This is a genomic window from Pedobacter sp. Hv1 (assembly GCF_001412215.1).
Classification (GTDB): domain Bacteria; phylum Bacteroidota; class Bacteroidia; order Sphingobacteriales; family Sphingobacteriaceae; genus Pedobacter.
In genome coordinates this window covers 14,577-32,177 of the sequence record NZ_LLWP01000008.1, presented here as the reverse complement: position 1 = coordinate 32,177, position 17,601 = coordinate 14,577, and the positions used below count along the sequence as shown (strand labels likewise).

The following is a 17,601-nucleotide window of genomic DNA, read 5'->3' as shown; positions in this document are numbered from 1 at the left end:
GTTCAGTTTAAGGTATTCGAGCATTTTTGTCCTTATTGTGCAATTGAACCATTAATTTATCAATATTTTTCTTAATCGTTTCTTCAGTTTTTAAATAGCTGAGATATTTAAACACATCTTTTCTTCTAGAGGCGCTGAGCAGGTTAAATTGATCGTGGAGCTGGTGTTTGGTCAATTCTTGGTCCAAAATTGCTGGCATTGGGTAGATTTGTTCTACTATGGTATGGTTTTGAGCAATGGTAAATGCTGCGGTTTCACCAAGGGCGGTTTTTCCACCCTTCATCATAATCAGGTTCACAAACAGTCGATAAGGTGCATTTTTTACAGGCACCAAGGTCTGTATAAACTCAAAACCATTAATTTGTCCCTTTATCCTGATGTAGCCTTTTTCTGGTATCATCTCCTGCACAATTGAAGCGGGTACATCAACCGCCCAATTGATCCCAATTTTATAGATTTTTGCCTTGAAATGGTGGGTCATAACATTACTTTAGGTCGATGAGTCGGGTACTGATAAAACCATCCATCGCTTTTTCTACACCCGCAACATCTTTAGAAGTGATGGAAGATCCAATTACATGGTTCCCTGCATTTGGAATAGCGATCTTTTGTTTTTGTGCAGCAGGTGTACCCAATTCATCAAACATTTTAAGCATGGCATCTACTTTTACCACAGGATCTTGCTCTTTTTCGTTTTTAAAATAGTAAAGTAACAATACAGGTTGTTTTACTTTTTCAAATAACTGTTTGTTCATACTGGTTTCAAGTAACTCTTCCAGTTGTACTACAGATTCCAATCTATAATTGGTATACCAGAATTTTTGATACTCCGGTTTTTTACCATCAACTTTACGCTCATCGCCACCGGTAACTTTACGGGCAATTTGTAAGCCCCAAGGGTTATTTAATAACCAAGCATTTGGATCGTTAATGGCAATATTTGGTGACATGAGTACTAAACTATTTACTTCTGGATAAGTAGCCGCCAATTGTAAAGCCAAGGTTCCGCCAGTAGAGGTACCCACCAAAATTACCTTCTTGCCCAATTTTTTTCCAATTGCATAAGCCAGTTTGGCACTTTCCCACAGTCGGTCTGCAGTAAAATATTGCATAGGAGCGATGGTATCCAAACCATGGTCTGCCAAGCGAGCAAGATAGAGGTTGGCATGTAGAGCCTTTGCTAAATAATTATAAGCCGGATTTCCTTCTTCTTTAGAAGCAGAAAACCCATGCAAGTAAACAATGGCATACTCACTCTGACTTTTGGTGCTATCAGCCCAAACAATTTCTGCTTCATTACCGGGCTTTACTTTGTGTTTAGCCTCTTGCTGCGCAACATAAGTTGTGAGGTCTGTTAATGCTGGTACTGTTGGGAGTACGGTGTTATATTTAGGTTGAGCAGGCTTAGGACCAACAAAATAAACGATGGCCAAGGCCGCTAGAAGAATAAATACGAAGCTTAAAAATATTTTCATATGAATAGTTTGATTAAAAATACGCTTTTAATGGAATTTAACTAAGTTTGCAGACACATTTTTAGCTGAATGCCAGGAATAAATCAGATCAAACAACCTATAGCTGCAGAAATTGATGCATTTGAAGCAAAATTCAAAGATTCGATGCATAGTGAAGCGCCATTACTTAATCGCATTACCCACTACATTGTAAAGAGGAAGGGTAAGCAAATGCGCCCGATGTTTGTTTTTTTTGCGGCCAAATTGTGTGGCGGAATTATAGAATCTACACATAGAGGTGCTGCATTGGTAGAATTGCTGCATACCGCTACTTTGGTCCATGATGATGTGGTTGACAATGCTTACGAACGACGTGGGTTCTTCTCGATCAATGCTTTATGGAAAAATAAGATAGCTGTTTTGGTAGGTGATTATTTATTGGCCAAGGGTTTGTTGCTTTCGGTAAACAATAGCGAGTTTGCTTTGTTGAAGATTGTATCGGAAGCAGTGCAGCAAATGAGCGAAGGCGAACTGTTGCAGATTGAGAAGGTGAGGAGGATGGATATTAGCGAGGAATTGTATTTTGATGTGATCCGTCAAAAAACGGCCTCTTTAATTGCTTCTTGTTGCGCATGTGGAGCAGCATCGGCGGGAGCTGATGAAGAAACCATCGAAAAAATGCGTTTGTTTGGAGAAAAGGTGGGCATTGCTTTCCAGATCAAAGATGATACATTTGATTTTGGAACGGATGACGTGGGCAAACCTTTGGGTATAGACATTAAAGAAAAGAAAGTGACGCTCCCGTTAATTTATGCCTTAAATAGGGTAGAAAAAGCAGAGCGAAAAAGAATAATCAACTTGGTTAAAAACCATCAGGATGATCCTAAAAAAATACAGGAGATTATCGATTTTGTAAACCAAAAAGAAGGAGTGCATTATGCAAACCAGAAAATGTTGGAGTACCAGAAAGAAGCTTTTGATATTTTATATCAGTTTGAAGAAAGTGATGCACGAATAGGATTAGAGCAATTGGTGAGATATACTACAGAACGTAAAAAATAATGTCGAACGAATTATTATTCATTGGTGGCTTTTTGCTCTTTATTGTGCTTATTTTGGCACTAGACTTAGGCCTTTTTAGCAAACGAGACCATACCATCAGTTTAAAGCAAGCTGGGATCATGAGTTTTATCATGGTAATTTTGGCATTGAGCTTTTACCTGTTATTGATCTTAAAGGGCGAATATTTGCATGGCATAGAAAACTATGCCAAGCTCGAACAGATTGTTAAAGCACATAAACATCCAATTACCTTAATTCCGGGGCATTTTGAAGAGAGCCTTCGAATCTATAAACAAAACCTAGGGATAGAGTTTTTAACAGGTTACGTGATAGAATATGCACTTTCTGTTGATAATATCTTTGTAATTGTACTTATTTTTTCGGCCTTTGCCGTACCAGAAAAGTATTACCACAGGGTATTGTTCTGGGGTATTTTAGGTGCAATTATTATGCGTTTCATCTTCATTTTTGCAGGTGCAGCGCTCATTAATCAGTTTGCTTGGATCTTGTATGTATTTGGGGCTTTCTTAGTCTTTACCGGGGTAAGGATGTTTTTCTCTAAAGAGGAAGATGATGCCATCGATCCTGCAAACCACAAAGTGGTAAAATTTGCCGCTAGGTTCTTTAAAATCCATCCAAAATATGAAGGGAATAAGTTTTTCTTAAAAATAGATGGAAAGACATTGCTTACACCTTTGTTTTTGGTCTTGTTAATTGTAGAGTTTACAGATCTCATTTTTGCAGTAGATTCAATTCCAGCGATTTTTGTGGTAACCAAAGATGCCTATATTGTTTTTTTCTCTAACATATTCGCCATTATGGGGCTCAGATCGATGTTCTTTTTATTGGTTAACATTATCCATAAATTCCACTATTTAAAAACAGGATTGGCATTTTTGTTGACCTTTATAGGTGTGAAAATGTTGGCGCATGATTACCTGAAATCGTGGGGTTTTACCACAGAACATTCTTTATTGATTATCCTATTTATTCTTACAAGCAGCATTGTAGCTTCATTGGTTTTCCCAAAAAAGAAGACGACCCAGGCTCATTAAGCTGTAGATTGCAGGCTTATCATTAGTGGGCTTTAATTGTAAAAATTCAAAGAGTTAAGAGAGTTCATCGTAAAAAATATTAATTTCATCGAAAATTAATCTGAATATTCTGATGAAAAAACTCTTTATCCTGGCCTTTGCCAGCTTAAGCTTATCTGTAAATGCACAAGATAGCTTTGGTCCTGTATTTAAAAAAATAAGCGACGAGGTACAATCACAATCCAATGCTTATGCTAACCTAAAAGATGCATCTGCCACTATTGGACATCGCTTAACGGGTTCAGCAAATGGAGCTAAAGCCGAAGAATATGCCTATAATTTACTAAAATCGTATGGTTGCGATGTTAAATTTCAACCATTTGAGGTAGAAAGTTGGAACAGAAAAACAATAGCAGTAAAAGTAGGTGCTTCTGCAACAGAATTGGCACCAGTAAGGGCTGTTACTTTAGCCCACTCTCCGGTAGCCGCTAATGTAACTGCAGCTATTATTGATGTAGGCAATGGTTTAGAAGCCGATTATCAAGCATTAGGCGATAAAGTGAAAGGCAAAATTGCATTGATCTATTTAGGTGTTTTGCCAGGTTCGCCAAAAGGAACACCTTCCTTACACCGTTCGGAAAAAACAGCGATAGCAACAAAAAATGGGGCTATTGGGGTAATTATTATCAATACGGTAAAAAATGGAGTGTTATTAACAGGTACAGCTTCAGTTACTGGTAAATTGATTCCTATTCCGGCAGTATGTATTGGTTTAGAAAGTGGAATGGCATTAAAAGAAAAATTGAAAGCAGGTGATCAGATTGCTTCCATTGAGATGACCAATTTTTCTGGATTGATCAAAGCACGCAATGTAATTGCAACATTTAAAGGAACCGAATTCCCGAAAGAAAAAATAGTAGTAGGTGGCCACTTAGATAGTTGGGATTTAGCAACTGGCGCCATTGATAATGGTATTGGCTCTTTTTCGGTAATTGATATGGCCAGAACTTTCAAAAAACTTAACCTTAAAACAAAGAGAACAGTAGAGTTTGTGCTTTTTATGGGCGAAGAGCAAGGGCTTTTGGGCTCTAAAGCTTATGTGCAACAAGCCAAACAGAACAAAACTTTAGATCAGGTTAGCTTTATGCTTAACTACGATATGACAAACGATCCGAAAGGATTTTCTACTACTAGAGAAGAGTTAGAGCCTCTTTTTAAAGGCTGGGGAGCAGACGTGGTTAAAATTGATACCAACTTTAAAAACATGTTTTTGGCCGGGGCAGGTTTACATAGCGATCATCAGCCATTTATGCTAGAAGGTATTCCAACTGGTGGTGGTGCAGGTGGTAGGTTGCCAAATAACTCAGGCCCATATTACCATTCAGATGGCGATGTGTTTAAATTGGTAGATGAGCAAGGTTTAAAAAACACTGTCCGTTATGGCGCCATTTTAACTTATGCGTTGGCAAATACACCAAAAATTCCTGTTAAAAAACAGAATGAAGAAGAATTAGAGCGCTTTTTATTGGCGCAAAGATTAAAAGAGCCTTTGAAAATTGCTGGAGAATGGAGATGGAAAGATTAGTAAATAACTAAACGTTTAGAAATGTAAAAGCCTGTATTGCATCCACAATACAGGCGTTTTAACTAAAAACTAAACTAAAATTTACTAATTAACGCGTCTTATGTCGCCACTTTTTGAAGAAGTGGTTTTCTTTAACGACGCATTGCCTTTATAACTAACATCACTGCCGCCACTGGCACCAGCTTCTAGTCCTTTGTTTACAAAAATATTGGCATCAGAACCGCCACTTACGTTTACTTTAGCATAATTTACGGTATAACCATAAGCATCAACATCACTGCCTCCACTAGCGGTTAAGGTCATATTTTCGCCACTTCCCGATAAATTGGCATCACTACCGCCACTTATTTCTAAGTTCAGGTCTTTACAGGCCAAGGTCAATTTAACATCAGAACCACCACTGGCCCTTACATTAAGCAGGTCGGTTTTTAAAGTGTTCTCAGTATAAACATCAGAACCACCGCTTGCGGTTAATCCTTTCAGGTTTTTGTAGTTTACATAAACTTTAATGCTTTGGTTTTTAAATAACCTTCCCCAGTTTACACCTTCTTTATATCTAATGGTCACATCAGCACCATTTTGCTCAACAATTACATCTTTAATCAAGTCTGCGTCACCTTTAATGGTTAGCGTTTCACTTGTACCTTGTGTTAAATACAAATCAATACCACTTCTTACCGCAATGCTATTGAAATTTTTTACACCCACATTTTTGCTATTTTGTGCATTTACATTAGTAATGCTTAGCCCAATAATGAAGAGGGAGAAGATGCTTGCTTTAATGGTTTGGTTGATTCTCATAAGTCGGTTTCATTTAAGTTAATATTCATAAGACGCAGGTAAGGACGTAAATGTTGCAAGAAAAGTAAAATATTTTTTTGTGTTTGTTTTTGAGGCTTAAAGTCGTTCTTTTGTAGAGCAGAATTAATTTGTTTACCATGCCCGAAACTCAAGTACTGATTTTAAATAAACAGCAGATTGCTCAAAAGATCAACAGGATTGCCTACCAGATTTTGGAAGATAATTTAGACGAAAAGGAAATTGTTTTGGCAGGAATCTGGGATAGGGGTTATAAACTAGCTTTGCGTTTAAGCGCAGTTTTAAAAGAAATTGCCAGTTTTAAGGTAACGCTGCTTCGAGTAGATCTCGAAAAGCAAAACAGTAAGCTGGTGGCCAAAACAGATCTGCAAGAAAGCGAGTGGAAAAATAAGGTGATTATATTGGTAGATGATGTGCTGAACAGTGGTAAAACTTTGGCCTATGGCTTGGGTGTTTTCCTCAATACACCACATAAAAAAATCAGAACCGTTGTGCTGGTAGACCGAAGCCATAAAATTTTCCCTATTGCTACAGATTTTGTAGGTTTAGAACTCTCTACCATTTTGAAAGAACACGTAGATGTGGTAATGGATGTAGATGGGGAAGAAGATCGGGTTTATTTAAGCTAGGTTCCTTAAAAAACAAAAAGCAGTATATCCTTAGCAAACATAAAAGTTTTACTTATTGAGTTTTTGGAAAACATTGCTAGTGGTTCTTCGGCTAGTACAGTCCTGCTTTTCGTTCCTGTCGAAGAAAAATTGGCATTCACTTCAATCAGGTTTATATTACAAAGCCAGTGGTTCTTGGCAAAAACAGCCTTAAATAGTTGCATAGACCTGCGTTGGCTAAACGGGATTGAAATGAAAATCCTTTTTGTTGCGAAGCAGAAAAAGATTGGAATGTAAAGCCCGGCTGACGGTAAAAAGAGCATAGCAACCTGCTTTCCTAAATCCTTGCCCAACGCACGGAAATTCTACTTATTGAGTTTTTGGAAAACATGGTTAGTGGTTCTTCGGCCTTTTCAGTCCTGCTTTTCGTTTCTGCCGAAGAAAAATCGGCATCCACTTCAATCAGGTTTATATTACAAAGCCAGTTGCTCTTGGCAAAAACAGCCTTAAATAGTTGTATAGACCTGCGTTGGTTAAACGGGATTGAAATGAAAATCCTTTTTGTTGCGCAGCAGAAAAAGATTGGAATGTAAAGCCCGAGTCACTTTAAAAAGAGACTAGCAACCTGCTTTCCTAAACCTTTACGTAATACAATAAATCCTACTTTTTGAGTTTTTGGAAAACATGGTTAGTGGTTCTTCGGTCTATTCAGTCCCACTTTCCGCTGCTGCCGAAGAAAAATCGGCATCCACTTCAATCAGGTTTATATTACAAAGCCAGTAGTTCTTGGCAAAAGAAGCCTTAAATAGTAGGATAGGCCTGTGTTCTATAAACGGGATTGAAATGAAAATCCTGTTTGTTGTGAAGTACAAAAAGATTGGAATGTAAAGCCAGGCTAACTTTAAAAAGCACACAGAAACCTGCTTTCCTAAACCTTTGCCCGATGTAAAGAAATTCTACTTATTGAGTTTTTGGAAAACATTGTTAACGCTTCCAATCTGGTTTAGCTAAAAAATGCCATTTGCAAATGAGCCTATTTTTTTGCAATTTTCCTAAATGTATCTCCCCCAAAAGAATGGTCTGATCTTTAAATGTTATTCATGGTATATTGGCTATATCCTGAAGCGGGATTTCTCCGCTTTTACCCATAACGAGCTAAACATTAAAGAAGATGAGGCCGTACTGCTTTTGGCCAACCGTTTCAGTTGGTGGGATGGTTTTATGCTTTTTCAACTTAATAAAAAGGTATTTAAAAAACAGTTTCATGCATTGGTTACTACCGATGATTATGAACAATTGGGTTATCTGAAATATTTTGGTGGTTTTGCCCCACAGAAAAAAGGGAAAGATGTATTAGAAACCTTAATTTATGCAGGTACTTTACTCGATGATCCTAAAAATCTCGTGCTCATTTTTCCACAAGGGAAAATCAAGTCGGCCCACGTAGATGATATTGCTTTCGAGAAAGGGGTAATGCAGGTGGTTAATGCTTCTAAAAAGAAATTCCAAACCATATTCTCGGTGGTGTTGGTCGATTATTTTAATTACCGTAAGCCAAAAGCCAAGGCTTACCTAGCTGCATGGAAGGCAGAAGAATATGTGAGTTTGCAACTCCTTAAAAGTGAATACAACAAACATTATGACAAAGCGATTTTAAAACAAACGCAAAAAGCATCGTAAGCGTTAAATTCTGAAACTCTTTTTGCGTATTTTTGTATAATAATTGGAGCAATTTAAAATGGGATACAATTTAAACGTAACAATAGATAAATCTTCGGGCTTTTGCTTTGGTGTAGTATATGCCATAGACATGGCTGAGGATATCTTAGATCATGAAGAATATCTATATTGTTTAGGAGATATTGTACATAATGATGAAGAAGTAGAGCGTTTAAAAGCCAAAGGACTTCGAATTATTGATCATGAAAAACTGCAAGAACTTTCTAATGAAAAAGTGCTGATTAGGGCACATGGTGAAGCACCATCTACCTACGAATTGGCTTTAAATAACAATTTGACTTTAATTGACGCCTCTTGTCCGGTAGTTTTAAAATTGCAGAACAGGATCAAGAACTCGCATGATGATGAGGAGAAGATCTTCATTTTCGGGAAACATGGCCATGCAGAGGTAATTGGCTTACAAGGACAAACTGATGGCAAGGCTGTTGTTTTTCAAGATTTGGCAGAGCTAGACCAAATGGAGTTGCCAAGTAAATTCACCCTGTACAGTCAAACTACAAAAAGCACAGATAAGTTTTATCAGATCAAGAGCGAGTTGTTGAGTAGGGGTTATGATGTAAAGGCTAATGATACCATTTGCAGGCAAGTATCTAACCGTTATGAAGAATTAGAAAATTTTGTAGCAGATTATGATCAGATTGTTTTTGTGTCTGGCAAAAAATCGTCTAATGGAAAGGTATTATACGATGTTTGTAAAAAGTACAACACCAATTCTTACTTTATCTCTAATGTAGAAGAACTTGATCAAAGTTGGTTTAACCAAAATGATAAAGTAGGCATCTGTGGGGCAACATCTACACCAATGTGGTTAATGGAAAAAGTAAAAGCAGAACTTGAATCCTATTAAGCCACTCTCAATCATTAAAAAGTAATTATTCCATTAAAACAGGTAGACTTTAGGGCTATCCTTTTAAGAAATTTATGGTTAACGTATATTTGCCATTCAAAAATTGAGCATCAATCTGAAGTAGAACTGAGTAGTTTGCACTTCAACATATAATTATGGGAAAAAAAGGAGTTTTATTAGTTAATTTAGGTACACCAGATAGTCCAGAAGTTGCAGATGTAAGAAAATATCTCGACCAATTTTTAATGGATGAAAGAGTAATTGATATCCCTAAGTTGAACCGTACTTTATTGGTTAAAGGAATTATTGTTCCTTTTCGCAGTCCTAAAACTTCAAAGCTGTATAAAGAAATATGGAATGAAAATGGCTCTCCCTTGTTATATTATAGTGAGATCCAGGCTAAGTTGTTGCAAGAAAAACTAGGAAGCGATTATCAGGTTGAGTTGGCCATGCGTTACCAAAGCCCTTCTATTGAGCAAGCTTTAGCTAAACTTAAAGCGGGTTTGGTAGAAAGTATCAAAGTTATTCCATTGTTTCCGCAATATGCATCGGCCAGTACAGGTTCGGTTATGCAATTGGTAATGGAGTTGGTGGGTAAATGGCAAACCATTCCACCTATCTCGTTTATCAACTCGTTTCATGATAACAAACAGATGATTGAGATTTTTGCAGAAAATGCAAGAAAACATCAACCAGAAACTTATGATCATGTGTTGTTTAGTTTTCATGGTTTGCCAGAAAGACAATTGCTCAAATGCGACCATACTAGTGGGTACTGCTTAAAAACTGCCGATTGTTGCCAAAAGCTTAATGACACCAACAAGTTCTGTTATTCTGCCCAAGGGCATGATACGGCCAGGTTATTGGCCAAAGAACTAGGTTTGCCAAGAGAAAAATATACCGTTTGTTTCCAATCACGCTTAGGCAAAGAGCCATGGGTACAACCTTATACCACAGATGTATTAAAGAGATTGGCTGCCGAAGGAAAGAAAAGGTTATTGGTTTTTAGTCCGGCATTTGTTGCTGATTGTTTAGAAACCATCTACGAAATTACGGTAGAATACCACGAAGAATTTAGAGCCTTGGGCGGAGAGCACGTACAATTGGTAGAAAGCTTAAACGATCATCCAAAGTTTATTGAAGCGTTAGAAGAAATGGCAATTTCTTAATGTTGATGTAAGGTGTTGATGATCATTTCGGTAGCGCCCTTTTTCTCGTTTACATAATTTTGAGCAGCGGTAGCTGCTTTTTCATTGGCTATGAAATGTGCAGTAGCTTCTAACAATTCACCTGAGGTATTAATACTTTTAGCCGCGCCAATGCTGATGAGGTCTTTTGCCTCTTGAAACTTATCATATTTGGGTCCAAAAATAACAGGTAAGCCAAAAGCAGCAGCTTCTAGAGTATTGTGAATACCTGCACCAAACCCACCTCCAATATAAGCTACTTTTGCATACTGATAGAGTGAAGAAAGCATGCCGATATTGTCTATAATTAAGCTTTGGGCTTTGAGCTTTTGGCTTTGAGCTTGATCTGCTGCAAACTGTGAGCTGAAAACTGAAAACTTGATCGCTTGTGGAAACAAACTTTCAATTTCTTGAATATGTGATGGGCCGATTTCGTGTGGAGCGATGATGAATTTCCAATCTGGATATTTTGCGGTTAGGGCAACCAACAGTTTTTCGTCTTCTGGCCAGGTGCTGCCAGCGATAAAAATTGGAGAACCTTCGCAAAAAGCTTCAATTTCAGGTAGTTTTTTTGGATGTTTTGCATTTTCATAAACCCGATCAAAACGGGTATCGCCACTTAAACTTACCTGATTGATCCCAATGTCTTTTAAAAGTGCCAAACTTTCTTCATTTTGAACAAAAAAATGAGTGACAAATTTTAAGATCCCTCTGTAAAAGCCTCCATATCCTTTAAAAAAAGCTTGATGGGGTCTGAAAATGCCCGAAATTAAATAAAGTGGGATTGCCCTAGTATGTAGTGCTTTAAAATAATGGAACCAGAATTCGTATTTTGTAAATATGGTCAGCTTTGGATTGACAATGTCGATGAATTTTTTTGCATTAGCCGCTGTATCTAAAGGCAAATAGAAAACATCTGCCAATGCATAGTTCTTTCTAATTTCGTAACCAGATGGAGAAAAAAAAGTAACCACAATTTTTTGTTGCGGATCAGCAGCTTTTAGTTTTTCTAAAACAGGACGTCCCTGCTCAAATTCGCCCAAAGAAGCAAAATGAAACCATACTGGTTGGTCATCAGGATTCAATTTTTGAGCAATTTTTTCAAAAATATGTTGTCTTCCTTCAACAAAAAGCTTTGCCTTAGCATTAAAAAGTGAAGCGAACCTTAAAAGTAAGCCATACATTGCGATCCCAATGTTATAAATCCAAAGCATTTTGCGTCTAATTTATTATCTTCGTCGAAGATAAATGAATAAATTTAAATCCTCCTATTAATATATGAAGATAGCTGTAATTGGAACAGGATATGTGGGCCTGGTAACTGGAACATGTTTAGCTGAAACAGGGAATAATGTAATTTGTGTTGATATAAACGAAGCGAAGATTGCTAAAATGATTGCTGGAGAAGTCCCGATCTATGAACCTGGCTTAGACGTTTTATTTCATCGTAATATTGCCCAAGGTCGTTTGTCTTTTACTACAGACCTTGCACAAGCTGTAAAGGAAGCACAGATTATCTTTATGGCATTGCCAACCCCTCCAGGAGGCGATGGTGCCGCCGATCTTTCTTATATTTTAGGTGCGGCAAAAGACATTTCAAAACTAGTTACAGAGTATAAGGTCATCGTGAATAAATCTACTGTTCCTGTAGGTACGGCAGATCAGGTTCAGGCCGTTTTTGCAGCAAATACTACTGTAGAAATTGATGTGGTTTCGAACCCAGAATTTTTACGTGAGGGTGTAGCTGTTGATGATTTTATGAAGCCAGATCGTGTAGTAATTGGCACCAAAAGTGAAAAAGCCCAGAAGCTAATGGCCGAGTTATATGCGCCATACGTACGTCAGGGGAACCCAATTTTCTTTATGGATGAACGTTCTTCGGAATTGACAAAATATGCTGCAAATTCTTTCTTGGCTACCAAGATTACCTTTATGAACGAAATTGCCAACCTGTGCGAAATTGTTGGGGCAGATGTAGATGCGGTACGTAAAGGCATTGGTTCTGACGACCGTATTGGCAAACGTTTCCTTTTCCCAGGTATAGGCTACGGAGGAAGTTGTTTTCCTAAAGATGTACAGGCATTAGCCATTGCTGCTGATGCGCATCAATATGATTTTCAGATCCTGAAGGCAGTGATGACTGTAAATGAAAAACAAAAGACAGTTCTTGTAGATAAACTGCTAAAATATTATAAAAACGATATCAAAGGCAAACATTTTGCGATATGGGGCTTGGCATTTAAGCCAGAAACGGATGACATTAGAGAAGCTCCAGCCTTATATATTATTGACGCGCTACTTAAAAATGGAGCAACAGTAAGTGCATTTGATCCTGAAGCAATCAATAATGTAAAAGAGATTTTAGGCGATCAAATTAGTTTTGCCGACAATCAATACGATGCTTTAAAAAATGCAGATGCTTTGTTAATTGCAACAGAATGGTCTGTATTCCGTAATCCTGATTTTGAGAAGATGGATGAGTTATTGAGCAATAAAGTGATTTTTGATGGTCGTAATTTGTTCGATCTTCAAAAAATGATAGATTTAGGCTATTACTATAACAGTGTTGGTCGTAAGTTAATTAACTAAATAATGGAGAGGAAAAGGGTATTAATTACAGGGGCAGCTGGTTTTTTAGGTTCGCATCTTTGCGATAGGTTCATTAAGGAAGATTACCATGTGATTGCTATGGACAACCTGATTACAGGTGATCTGCAAAATATAGCGCATCTTTTTAAATTGGAGAATTTTGAGTTCTACCATCATGATGTATCCAAATTTGTATATGTACCTGGTAACCTAGATTACATCTTACATTTCGCTTCTCCAGCAAGCCCGATCGATTACTTAAAGATTCCCATCCAGACTTTAAAGGTTGGCTCTTTAGGAATTCATAACCTATTGGGTTTAGCAAGATCAAAAAAAGCCCGATTGTTAATTGCTTCAACTTCTGAGGTGTATGGCGATCCTACAGTAAATCCACAGCCAGAAGAATATTGGGGCAATGTAAATCCAGTTGGTCCACGTGGAGTATACGATGAGGCCAAACGCTTTCAAGAAGCAATGACCATGGCTTACCATACCTTTCATGGTCTGGAGACTAGAATTGTGAGGATCTTTAATACTTATGGGCCAAGAATGCGATTAAATGATGGACGGGTGTTGCCAGCATTTATTGGACAGGCCTTAAGAGGAGAGGACCTTACCGTATTTGGTGATGGTAGTCAGACTCGTTCTTTTTGTTATGTAGACGATCTGATCGAAGGGATCTACCGTTTATTGTTAAGCGATTATGCCTTTCCGGTTAATATTGGCAATCCAGATGAAATTACAATGATGGACTTTGCAGAAGAAATTATCAAACTAACTGGAACTACTCAAAAAATTATTTGCAAGGAGTTGCCAACTGATGATCCCAAACAACGCAGGCCAGATATTACAAAAGCAAGGGAATTATTGAATTGGGAACCCAAAATAGATAGGGCAGAAGGTTTAAGGATCACGTACGATTATTTTAAATCGCTCCCAAAAGAAGCACTAGTAAATAAAGAGCATAAAAATTTTAATACCTATAATAAATAATGGCAAAAATATTAGTTACTGGTGGTACAGGATATATCGGTTCGCATACCGTTGTAGAACTTTTCAATGCAGGTTATGAGGTAGTGGTTGTGGATGATTTTTCTAACTCAGACCCTAAGATATTAGATCAGATTGAGCAAATCAGTGGTCAAAAACCTGTATTTGTACAATTAGATCTTTGCAATGAACAAGAGGTAAATTTATTTGCACAAGCTCATCAAGACATTGAGGGGATTATCCATTTCGCTGCGTTTAAAGCTGTTGGCGAATCGGTACAAAACCCATTGAAATACTACCGCAATAACTTTTATTCGCTCATTAATATTTTAACTGCATTTAATAGTCGTATTCAATTGGTGTTTTCATCGTCTTGCACAGTTTATGGTCAACCAGATCAGTTGCCAGTAACCGAAGTTGCACCAGTAAAAAAAGCAGAATCGCCTTATGGCAATACCAAACAAATAGCAGAAGAGATTTTACAAGAAACTTGTGCGGTAACACCAGACTTAAAAGTAATTGCCTTGCGTTATTTTAATCCAGTTGGAGCACATGCTTCTGCATTGATCGGAGAGTTGCCAATTGGGGTGCCACAAAATCTGGTTCCTTTTATTACACAATCTGCCATTGGTAAACGAGGCGCAATTACGGTATATGGCAATGACTATAATACTGCAGATGGCTCTGCTATAAGAGATTACATTCATGTGGTTGATTTGGCCAAAGCCCATGTAGCAGCCATCAAAAGATTAGAAAACAGTACAGCTGCCAATTACGAAGTATTCAATGTAGGTACGGGTAAAGGCTCTTCAGTATTGGAAATTATCCATGCATTTGAGCAATCTACTGGCGAAAAACTGAATTATGTGATTGGTGCCCGAAGAGAAGGAGATATAGAGCAGATCTATGGCAATGTGAGCCATTCTAACGAAGTGCTAGGTTGGAAAGCTGAATTAGGCTTAGAAGAAATGATGAGTTCTGCCTGGAACTGGGAAAAATATTTAAGAGATAACCCTTTTTAAATGAAATTAAGTGAGCACAAAGATCTTAAAATAGAGATTTTAGCTTTGCCACCCAAAGAAAAAGACAAACTCTTACTTCGCTTGGTGGCAAAAGATAAGGTGCTTACTGAACATTTGCATTTTTTACTGCTGGAAGATGAGAGTAACCTGAGAGACAGGATTGCCAATATCAAAGGAGAGATTCTGCTAACAATGCAAAAATTGGAAGAATCTAAGAACCTGAATGCTAAAGATGTGCTTACGGCCTTGCGTAGGTTGGCCAAATTGGTCAATCATAATTTAAGAGTAACCAAAGCTAACTTTGAAGATGTTGAACTAAGGATATTCCTTTTTAACAACACCATTACTCAATTCAAATCAAGGGTTTTTTCATCGGTTAAAAATTACGAGCAAGTATTCGCAACTTATTTTATCAAATCAACGTTAGTTACTTTGCGTAAATTTGATAAATTGCACGAAGATCTTCAGTTTGATTTACAAGAAGGACTAAACAGATTACTAAAAACAATAGATAAGGGAAACATGGCCGATGTTGCAAAAGACCTTGGTTTACCTGAACAAATATAAATTATGAAGAAGATTTTAATTACAGGAGGAGCAGGTTTTATTGGGTCTCATGTGGTACGTAGATTTGTAAATCACTATCCAGACTATGAAATAGTTAATCTTGATGCATTGACCTATGCTGGGAATTTGGCAAATCTTACCGATGTAGAAGGAAAAAGTAATTATAGGTTCGTAAAAGCAGATATTACTGAAGCTTCAGCAATCAATCATCTTTTTAAGACAGAAAATTTTGATGCAGTAATCCATTTGGCTGCAGAATCGCATGTTGATCGTTCTATTGCAGATCCGAGTGCTTTTGTAATGACCAATGTGATTGGAACCGTAAACCTTTTAAATGCTGCCAGAGAATATTGGAAAGGTGATTATGATCAAAAACGTTTTTATCACATTTCTACAGACGAAGTATATGGTGCATTAGGCGAAACAGGAATGTTTACTGAAACTACGAATTACGATCCACATAGTCCTTATTCTGCTTCAAAAGCAAGTTCAGACCATTTTGTTAGGGCTTATCATGATACTTATGGGTTGGATATTGTAATTTCTAACTGCTCAAACAATTATGGATCACACCATTTTCCAGAGAAATTAATTCCTTTGGCCATTAACAATATTAAAAATAACAAACCTGTGCCAGTTTATGGTAAAGGCGAAAATGTTAGAGATTGGTTATGGGTTGAAGACCATGCTAGGGCTATTGATGTAATTTTTCATCAAGCAAAAACTGGGCAAACCTATAACATTGGTGGACATAACGAATGGAAAAATATCGATCTTATTCAGTTATTGTGTAATATAATGGACCAAAAATTGGGAAGAGCAAATGGAGAATCGGCAAAGTTAATTACATTTGTAACAGATAGGGCTGGCCATGATTTACGTTATGCTATAGATTCAACAAAACTTCAGCAGGAATTAAACTGGATTCCTAGTTTAAAATTTGAAGAAGGATTAGCAAAAACTGTAGATTGGTATTTGGAAAACGAAGAATGGTTAAACAATGTTACTTCGGGCAATTATCAGGCTTATTATGACAATCAATATAAAGGGAGGTAATTTTGTTTGGTCTATTTAAGAAAAAAAAAGAACCAGGTTTTGATTTCTCGGCTATCGGAGCCGATATGCACTCGCATATCCTTCCGGGAATAGACGATGGAGCCAAAACATTGAATGATTCTTTAATGCTTGCCAAACGATTCAAGTCGCTGGGTTTTAGAAAACTCGTGGCTACACCTCACATCATGGCCGATTATTTTCGCAATACGCCAGATACCGTAAATAGAGCATTAGATACTTTAAGAGAAGGTTTGTTGCAAAACAACATCGATCTAGAGGTAGATGCAGCTGCAGAATATTACCTTGATGAAACTTTTGAGAGTAAAATTGCCAAAAAAGAAGTGCTAACCTTTGGACAGAACTTTTTGCTATTTGAATTGTCATACATTAACGCTCCACACAACTTATTTGAGGTAATTGCCAAAATTCAAGATGCGGGCTACCAGCCTGTTTTGGCTCACCCCGAAAGATATCCTTATTACTATAACTCTATAGAAAGCCACCAACAAATTAGAGATACAGGGTGTTTCTTACAGTTAAATACCATTTCTTTAACCGGATATTATGGTAAAAGTAGCAAGCAAACTGCCGAAGAACTGATAGATAATTATTGTGTCGATTTCTTAGGTACTGATATGCACCATCTTCGTCATGCCGATGCATTAAAAGAAAGCTTAAATCTAGATCGTTTACAAAAGATCTTAGCTGCGCCTCAAATCAATAATCTTTTATTGTAATTGCTCAATATTTTTTTGCTGTCTTAGATCATATGGGTTCTGATTAAAGGGACTTTTTTTGGGAATTATGTCAAGCCCAAGCACTCACTCAACGTTCAGCTAAAAGCGGCCTTGGCCTGTTCGGAATGCAGTAATAAGCCTAAGTATTTACTTTAATAGAACAGGGCGCAGCCGTGGATTTTTTTGCATACTTTTTTCATCTATAGGAAAAAAGTTTGTCCGCGAAGCGATAGAACCTTCAAATAATAACAAAAAATGATTGATTTGAAGATAAGTCATTGCTCAAAATACTAAAGTGCATTTC

The 17,601-nt window shown here is 37.3% G+C and carries 19 protein-coding genes; 15 read left to right on the top strand and 4 right to left on the bottom strand.

Features of this window, described 5'->3' with window-relative positions; all coding sequences use genetic code 11:
* Positions 1-7: 7 nt before the first annotated feature.
* Both AQF98_RS14410 and AQF98_RS14405 read right to left on the bottom strand, forming a co-directional pair.
* Positions 8-481, bottom strand: coding sequence for a DUF1905 domain-containing protein (locus AQF98_RS14410; protein ID WP_055132669.1), 474 nt, complete (start codon positions 479-481; stop codon positions 8-10).
* 4 nt (positions 482-485) lie between these two features.
* On the bottom strand, positions 486-1,475 hold the full coding sequence (locus AQF98_RS14405) for a carboxylesterase (RefSeq protein WP_055132668.1): 990 nt from the start codon (positions 1,473-1,475) through the stop codon (positions 486-488).
* Between the two features lie 69 nt (positions 1,476-1,544).
* On the opposite strand from AQF98_RS14405, the gene AQF98_RS14400 reads away from it, so the two are divergent.
* From AQF98_RS14400 to AQF98_RS14390, 3 genes are all read left to right on the top strand, one after another.
* On the top strand, positions 1,545-2,516 hold the full coding sequence (locus AQF98_RS14400; protein WP_055132667.1) for a polyprenyl synthetase family protein: 972 nt from the start codon (positions 1,545-1,547) through the stop codon (positions 2,514-2,516).
* Positions 2,516-3,571: a TerC/Alx family metal homeostasis membrane protein gene (locus tag AQF98_RS14395; RefSeq protein ID WP_055132666.1), complete on the top strand. Its 1,056-nt coding sequence runs from the start codon at positions 2,516-2,518 to the stop codon at positions 3,569-3,571. The genes AQF98_RS14400 and AQF98_RS14395 overlap by 1 nt, the downstream gene beginning before the upstream one ends.
* A 112-nt stretch (positions 3,572-3,683) precedes the next feature.
* Positions 3,684-5,135, top strand: coding sequence for a M28 family peptidase (locus AQF98_RS14390; protein WP_055132665.1), 1,452 nt, complete (start codon positions 3,684-3,686; stop codon positions 5,133-5,135).
* Positions 5,136-5,219: 84 nt separating this feature from the next.
* On the opposite strand, the gene AQF98_RS14385 is transcribed toward AQF98_RS14390, so the two are convergent.
* On the bottom strand, positions 5,220-5,936 hold the full coding sequence (locus tag AQF98_RS14385) for a head GIN domain-containing protein (protein ID WP_152969727.1): 717 nt from the start codon (positions 5,934-5,936) through the stop codon (positions 5,220-5,222).
* 137 nt (positions 5,937-6,073) lie between these two features.
* On the opposite strand from AQF98_RS14385, the gene AQF98_RS14380 reads away from it, so the two are divergent.
* The 6 genes from AQF98_RS14380 to hemH all read left to right on the top strand — a co-directional run bounded on the left by AQF98_RS14380 (position 6,074) and on the right by hemH (position 10,318).
* Positions 6,074-6,583, top strand: a complete 510-nt coding sequence (locus tag AQF98_RS14380) for a phosphoribosyltransferase family protein (protein ID WP_055132664.1) — start codon at positions 6,074-6,076, stop codon at positions 6,581-6,583.
* A 63-nt stretch (positions 6,584-6,646) separates the two neighbouring features.
* Entirely contained in the window at positions 6,647-6,859 is a 213-nt protein-coding gene (locus AQF98_RS22050; RefSeq protein ID WP_152969726.1) for a hypothetical protein, read from the top strand.
* An 83-nt stretch (positions 6,860-6,942) separates the two neighbouring features.
* Positions 6,943-7,155: a hypothetical protein gene (locus AQF98_RS14370; protein ID WP_152969725.1), complete on the top strand. Its 213-nt coding sequence runs from the start codon at positions 6,943-6,945 to the stop codon at positions 7,153-7,155.
* Between the two features lie 463 nt (positions 7,156-7,618).
* Positions 7,619-8,242: a 1-acyl-sn-glycerol-3-phosphate acyltransferase gene (locus tag AQF98_RS14365; protein WP_055132661.1), complete on the top strand. Its 624-nt coding sequence runs from the start codon at positions 7,619-7,621 to the stop codon at positions 8,240-8,242.
* A 58-nt stretch (positions 8,243-8,300) separates the two neighbouring features.
* Entirely contained in the window at positions 8,301-9,149 is an 849-nt protein-coding gene (locus tag AQF98_RS14360) for a 4-hydroxy-3-methylbut-2-enyl diphosphate reductase (RefSeq protein ID WP_055132660.1), read from the top strand.
* A gap of 155 nt (positions 9,150-9,304) precedes the next feature.
* Positions 9,305-10,318, top strand: a complete 1,014-nt coding sequence (gene hemH / locus AQF98_RS14355) for a ferrochelatase (RefSeq protein WP_055132659.1) — start codon at positions 9,305-9,307, stop codon at positions 10,316-10,318.
* Here hemH and AQF98_RS14350 read toward each other — a convergent pair.
* Positions 10,315-11,550, bottom strand: a complete 1,236-nt coding sequence (locus AQF98_RS14350; RefSeq protein ID WP_055132658.1) for a 3-deoxy-D-manno-octulosonic acid transferase — start codon at positions 11,548-11,550, stop codon at positions 10,315-10,317. The two genes, hemH and AQF98_RS14350, sit on opposite strands and share 4 nt — an antisense overlap.
* Before the next feature lie 64 nt (positions 11,551-11,614).
* On the opposite strand from AQF98_RS14350, the gene AQF98_RS14345 reads away from it, so the two are divergent.
* The 6 genes from AQF98_RS14345 to AQF98_RS14320 are packed head-to-tail and all read left to right on the top strand — an operon-like array spanning position 11,615 to position 17,297.
* Positions 11,615-12,925, top strand: a complete 1,311-nt coding sequence (locus AQF98_RS14345; protein ID WP_055132657.1) for a UDP-glucose/GDP-mannose dehydrogenase family protein — start codon at positions 11,615-11,617, stop codon at positions 12,923-12,925.
* Positions 12,926-12,928: 3 nt separating this feature from the next.
* On the top strand, positions 12,929-13,918 hold the full coding sequence (locus tag AQF98_RS14340; RefSeq protein WP_055132656.1) for a UDP-glucuronic acid decarboxylase family protein: 990 nt from the start codon (positions 12,929-12,931) through the stop codon (positions 13,916-13,918).
* The gene (gene galE, locus AQF98_RS14335) at positions 13,918-14,937 is read left to right on the top strand and encodes a UDP-glucose 4-epimerase GalE (protein ID WP_055132655.1); all 1,020 of its coding nucleotides are present in this window, start codon (positions 13,918-13,920) and stop codon (positions 14,935-14,937) included. Before AQF98_RS14340 ends, galE begins: the two co-directional genes overlap by 1 nt.
* Positions 14,938-15,504, top strand: a complete 567-nt coding sequence (locus tag AQF98_RS14330; protein ID WP_055132654.1) for a hypothetical protein — start codon at positions 14,938-14,940, stop codon at positions 15,502-15,504. It abuts the gene before it with no gap.
* Positions 15,505-15,507: 3 nt separating this feature from the next.
* Positions 15,508-16,560: a dTDP-glucose 4,6-dehydratase gene (gene rfbB / locus AQF98_RS14325; RefSeq protein ID WP_055132653.1), complete on the top strand. Its 1,053-nt coding sequence runs from the start codon at positions 15,508-15,510 to the stop codon at positions 16,558-16,560.
* Positions 16,561-16,562: 2 nt separating this feature from the next.
* The gene (locus AQF98_RS14320) at positions 16,563-17,297 is read left to right on the top strand and encodes a tyrosine-protein phosphatase (RefSeq protein ID WP_055132652.1); all 735 of its coding nucleotides are present in this window, start codon (positions 16,563-16,565) and stop codon (positions 17,295-17,297) included.
* Positions 17,298-17,601: the final 304 nt, after the last annotated feature.

Excerpts from the sequence above, each read along its gene's own strand:
- AQF98_RS14410 (WP_055132669.1), bottom strand. The coding sequence starts at position 481 with ATGACCCACCATTTCAAGGCAAAAATCTATAAAATTGGGATCAATTGG.
- AQF98_RS14405 (WP_055132668.1), bottom strand. The coding sequence starts at position 1,475 with ATGAAAATATTTTTAAGCTTCGTATTTATTCTTCTAGCGGCCTTGGCC.
- AQF98_RS14400 (WP_055132667.1), top strand. The coding sequence starts at position 1,545 with ATGCCAGGAATAAATCAGATCAAACAACCTATAGCTGCAGAAATTGAT.
- AQF98_RS14395 (WP_055132666.1), top strand. The coding sequence starts at position 2,516 with ATGTCGAACGAATTATTATTCATTGGTGGCTTTTTGCTCTTTATTGTG.
- AQF98_RS14390 (WP_055132665.1), top strand. The coding sequence starts at position 3,684 with ATGAAAAAACTCTTTATCCTGGCCTTTGCCAGCTTAAGCTTATCTGTA.
- AQF98_RS14385 (WP_152969727.1), bottom strand. The coding sequence starts at position 5,936 with ATGAGAATCAACCAAACCATTAAAGCAAGCATCTTCTCCCTCTTCATT.
- AQF98_RS14380 (WP_055132664.1), top strand. The coding sequence starts at position 6,074 with ATGCCCGAAACTCAAGTACTGATTTTAAATAAACAGCAGATTGCTCAA.
- AQF98_RS14365 (WP_055132661.1), top strand. The coding sequence starts at position 7,619 with ATGTATCTCCCCCAAAAGAATGGTCTGATCTTTAAATGTTATTCATGG.
- AQF98_RS14360 (WP_055132660.1), top strand. The coding sequence starts at position 8,301 with ATGGGATACAATTTAAACGTAACAATAGATAAATCTTCGGGCTTTTGC.
- hemH (WP_055132659.1), top strand. The coding sequence starts at position 9,305 with ATGGGAAAAAAAGGAGTTTTATTAGTTAATTTAGGTACACCAGATAGT.
- AQF98_RS14350 (WP_055132658.1), bottom strand. The coding sequence starts at position 11,550 with ATGCTTTGGATTTATAACATTGGGATCGCAATGTATGGCTTACTTTTA.
- AQF98_RS14345 (WP_055132657.1), top strand. The coding sequence starts at position 11,615 with ATGAAGATAGCTGTAATTGGAACAGGATATGTGGGCCTGGTAACTGGA.
- AQF98_RS14340 (WP_055132656.1), top strand. The coding sequence starts at position 12,929 with ATGGAGAGGAAAAGGGTATTAATTACAGGGGCAGCTGGTTTTTTAGGT.
- galE (WP_055132655.1), top strand. The coding sequence starts at position 13,918 with ATGGCAAAAATATTAGTTACTGGTGGTACAGGATATATCGGTTCGCAT.
- AQF98_RS14330 (WP_055132654.1), top strand. The coding sequence starts at position 14,938 with ATGAAATTAAGTGAGCACAAAGATCTTAAAATAGAGATTTTAGCTTTG.
- rfbB (WP_055132653.1), top strand. The coding sequence starts at position 15,508 with ATGAAGAAGATTTTAATTACAGGAGGAGCAGGTTTTATTGGGTCTCAT.